3 protein-coding genes are annotated in these 4,122 nt (G+C 76.3%); all 3 read left to right on the top strand.

Annotated features, from left to right (window positions below):
- Positions 1–424: 424 nt before the first annotated feature.
- On the top strand, positions 425–1,225 hold the full coding sequence (locus VGR37_13110; GenBank protein ID HEV2148337.1) for a cupredoxin domain-containing protein: 801 nt from the start codon (positions 425–427) through the stop codon (positions 1,223–1,225).
- Between the two features lie 80 nt (positions 1,226–1,305).
- Positions 1,306–1,869 (top strand): hypothetical protein, encoded by a 564-nt coding sequence (locus VGR37_13105; protein HEV2148336.1) that lies wholly within the window; start codon positions 1,306–1,308, stop codon positions 1,867–1,869.
- Positions 1,870–1,986: 117 nt separating this feature from the next.
- Positions 1,987–4,122 (top strand): hypothetical protein (locus VGR37_13100; protein ID HEV2148335.1); only part of this gene is annotated, 2,136 nt, incomplete at its 3' end.

Here is a 4,122-nt window from a genome sequence, read left to right as displayed (position 1 = left end):
GCCGCGGTGGACCTCCACCCCGGCCGGGGCGTCGTACGCCGTGCCGGGCCGCACCAGCGCGCGGACCCGGTGGCCCTTCGCGGCGGCGAGCTGCGCCACCCAGCGGCCGATGCCGCCCGAGGCGCCCAGAACGAGAAGATGCATGGTGATCCGTGTCTCGGGAAAAGGGGGATGTCCCTGCGCGTCGTGGTCATGCCCGGTCTCGGGGGTCATTCTACCGCCCCGGCCCCGCCGCCGGCACTGGAAGGCGCCGGCCGGGCGACGCAGGAAGGGTAGAGCGGGGCGCTTTATCGGCGCTTAACCGGGGGTGCCGGAGGTCATTTAAGCGGGTGTTGAAGCGGGGACGGATACCCTTGTTCGCAGCACCAGGCGGGCACCGCAGCGCCGCCCGGGCCGCTCGAACCCCGAACCCGACCAGACGCACATGACCACCATCTCGCAGGACACGTCCGCCGCGCCCCGCCTCGCCGGGACCGCGCGCCTCGCCATCGCGGCGCTGGGCGGCATCGTCGCCGCTTCGGTGCTGATGATGGTCCGCATGTACTCCGTCGCCGGTGAGGTCGCGCCTCCCATCTTCGCCTTCGCGCTGCTCCCGGCGGTCGCCGCGGTGGGCGTGTGGCGCCGCCGGCGCTGGGCGGCCTGGCTCGGCGCGGTGGCCGGCGCGGCCATCGTGCTGATGATCGCGCCACACCTCGCCCACATCCTGGCCGTCCCCGCGGACGTGACCTTCACCCCGGCCGTCCTCCTGGCCGCCTTCGCGCTCACCGCCGCGGTGCTGGCCACGCTCACGGCGGTGCAGCACCGCCGCCCGGCGCGGGGGACGGGCCTCGTCCCCCGCTGGGTCCCGGTCAAGCTGGGCGCGGTGGGCGGACTGCTGGCCGGCATCTTCCTCATGGCCTCGCTCCCGCAGGCGGGCTCGGCCGCGGTCAGCCCCGAGCTCCTGTCCCGGCTCCCGGCGGTGGAGGCGGAGAAGTTCGATTTCGTGCAGCGGGAGGTCCGCGTCCGCGCGGGAGAGACCGTGGCGCTCCGCCTGGAGAACCGCGACGCCGCGAGCCACAGCTTCGACCTGGACGAGGCCGACGTGCACGTCCTCATGCCCCCGGGCGAGACCGCCCTCGCCGTGTTCACGGCGCCGGAGCCGGGCACCTACACCTTCTACTGCGCCCCGCACTACGACCGGGGGAGCGGGAAGGGGATGAAGGGCACCCTCATCGTGGAGCCCTGAGCGGCCCCCCTAACACGGCCCCGCTCCCCGGCACGGCGCACCGCCGTCCGGCGGAGCGGGGCCACCACGCGACGGAGCCAATGCCTGTCGACACCGATACCGGGAGCGCGCGGGAGACCGTGCAGGCGGTCGTCCTGGCGGGGACCAGCCGGATCCCCTACCGCCGCGCCGGGAGTGGCGAGCACGTGCTGTTGCTGCAGGGCGCCGCGCAGGGTGGCGATGCCCCCCCGCTGCTGGCCGCCGTGGCGCGGCGCTTCCGGGTGTTCGTCCCGGAGCTGCCGGGCGACGGCCGGCCGGGGGACGCTCCCCTGGCGGCGCGACTGCGGGGCTTCCTGGATGGCGCGGGGCTCCGGCGGGTCCACCTGGTCGCCGACGAGGCATCGGCCGCGGAGGCGCTCTGGCTCGCCCTCTCCGAGCCCGAGCGCGTGCACCGGCTGGCGATCGTGCTGGCGGAGAACGCGGACCCCGCCTTCCCGGCGGGGCTGCCGCTGGAGCGCTTCGCGCAGAGCGGACAGCCGCTCCTGGTGGTGCGCCGGGAGGCGGCTCCGCGGGACGGCGGGGGGGCCGGCGAGGCGTCGGCGGACGAGCGGATCGTGCGCTTCCTGGCGGGCGGTGCGGAGGGCGACGCGGCGGCGGGGAAATGACTTGCCTTCGCGTCGGCCCGCGCCGATTATTCAGCGGGCCGCCGCCGCGTCCGCCCCGCGGCGGCCCTTCCCGCGGCTCGCCCCGCAGCATCCGCCACGCAGGACCCCCTCCCGCCCATGTCCGTTTCCGCCGAGCCGCAGATCGCCGTGCCGGGCATCTTCCCCGACGCACAGGGCAGGGCCGTCCCCGGGCTCCCGGTGAGCCTCACGCGCTTCGTCGGCCGCGCGGAGGAGGTCGCGCTCGTGCGCGAGCTCCTCGCGGGAACCCGGCTGCTCACGCTCACCGGGCCCGGCGGGAGCGGGAAGACGCGGCTGGCGCTGGAGGTCGCCCGCGGGGCGGCCGTCGCGGAGGGGCGGGAGGTCTGGTGGGTCGAGCTGGCCGGGCTGTCGGACGGGGCGCACGTCGCCCAGGCGGTCGCGACGGCCCTGCGGATCGCGGAAGAGCCCGGCCGCGCGCCGGAGGACCGGCTCGCCGACGTGGTGGGCGACCGGCCCGGCCTCCTGGTCCTCGACAACTGCGAGCACGTGGTGGACGCCTGCGCGCGCCTGGCCGACCGGCTGCTGCGCGCCTGCCCGCGGCTCCAGCTCGCCGCCACCAGCCGCGAGGCGCTCGGGGTCACCGGCGAGACCGCCTGGCTGGTCCCGCCGCTCTCGCTCCCGCCGGACGCGGCGTCGCTCACCGCCGCCTCGCTGGAGGGCTCCGAGGCCGTGGAGCTCTTCGTGGAGCGGGCGCGCGCGGTCGTCCCCACCTTCGGCCTGACCGACGCCAACGCCGCCGCCGTCGCGCGGATCTGCCGGCGGCTGGACGGCGTCCCCCTGGCCATCGAGCTGGCCGCCGCGCGCGTGAAGGTGCTCGCCCCCGCGCAGATCGTGGAGCGGCTGGACGACTGCTTCGCCGTGCTCGTGCACCGCGGCCGCACCGCGCTCCCGCGGCACCAGACCATCCGCGCCACCATCGACTGGAGCTACGAGCTCCTCTCCCCCCCGGAGCGCCTCCTGCTGCAGCGCCTTTCCGTGTTCGCAGGCGGCTTCACGCTGGAGGCCGCCGAGGCCGTCTGCCCCGGCGACGGGATCGAGGAGTGGGAGGTGCTCGACCTGCTGGCCGCGCTGGTGGAGCGCTCGCTGGTGGTCATGCGCGAGCGGGGCGAAACGGCCCGCTACCAGCTGCTGGAGGTGGTGCGGCAGTATGCCGCCGGGTGCATGGCGGAAACGGGCGCGGAGGCGGCCGACGCGGTGGCCCGCCGCCACGCGCGCTTCTTCGCCGAGCTCGCCGAGGCGGCGGGACCCCGGCTGTACGTCCTCGAGGCGCCCGAGCTGCTGGACGTGGTCCGGGCCGAGCACGACAACCTGCGCGGCGCCCTCGAGTGGTCGCTGCGGCGCGGTGTCGACGCGGAGCTGGCGCTGCGTCTCTCCGGAGGGCTCTGGCCGTTCTGGCTGCACCGGGGCCACTGGAGCGAGGGGGTCCGGTGGATGGACGAGGTGCTCGCCGCGGCCGGCCCGCCGTGTGTCGAGGCCCGGGCGGCGCGCGCGATCCTCGGCGCGGGCGCGCTGGGGTGTGCGATCGGCGACCTGCAGCGGTCGCGAGAACGGCTGGAAGAGGCGGAGCGCCTCTGGCGCGCTCTCGCCGACCCCCGCGCCCTGGCGCTGAACCTTTCGGTGCTGGCGCAGCTGCACGTGCACCTGGGCGACAACGAGGTGGCGCTCCTCCGGGCGCGGGAGTCCGTGGCCACGGCGCGCCAGTCGGGGGATCCCTACGTGCTGTCGTTCACCCTCTCCACCGCGCTGGGCTTCGTGCACGCCTTCCGCGGGGAGGCGGCGCAGGGCGACGGCTACTGCGGCGAGGGGCAGGAGATCGCCCTGCGCGAGGGCTACCAGTGGGGCGTGCTTTTCGCTTCCTTCTCGCGCGCCATGATCGCGTGGATGGGCGGCGACCTGGACGGCGCCGACGTCCACGCGACCGCGTGCGTGCGCGCGATGCACCGCCTGGACAACCCCTGGTTCGTCCCCCGGGCGCTGATCGTCCCCGCGGCGGTCGCCCTGCACCGGGGCGAGCTGCCCCGGGCGGCCCGGCTCCTGGGCGCGGCGGAGACGCAGTGCGCCACCATCGGAGCACGGCTGATGGGTGTCGAGCAGCCGCTCTTCGACGGCCTGCTGGCGTCGGTGCGCGAGGCGCTCGGGGAGGACGGGTTCGCCCGCGCCTGGGCGGAGGGCGCCGCGCTCGGCGAGGCGGCGTCGCTGGCGGAGGCGGAAGGG

The sequence above is a fragment of the Longimicrobiaceae bacterium genome (assembly GCA_035936415.1).
GTDB lineage: Bacteria > Gemmatimonadota > Gemmatimonadetes > Longimicrobiales > Longimicrobiaceae > JAFAYN01.
This window is presented reverse-complemented; position numbering and strand designations above follow the sequence as displayed.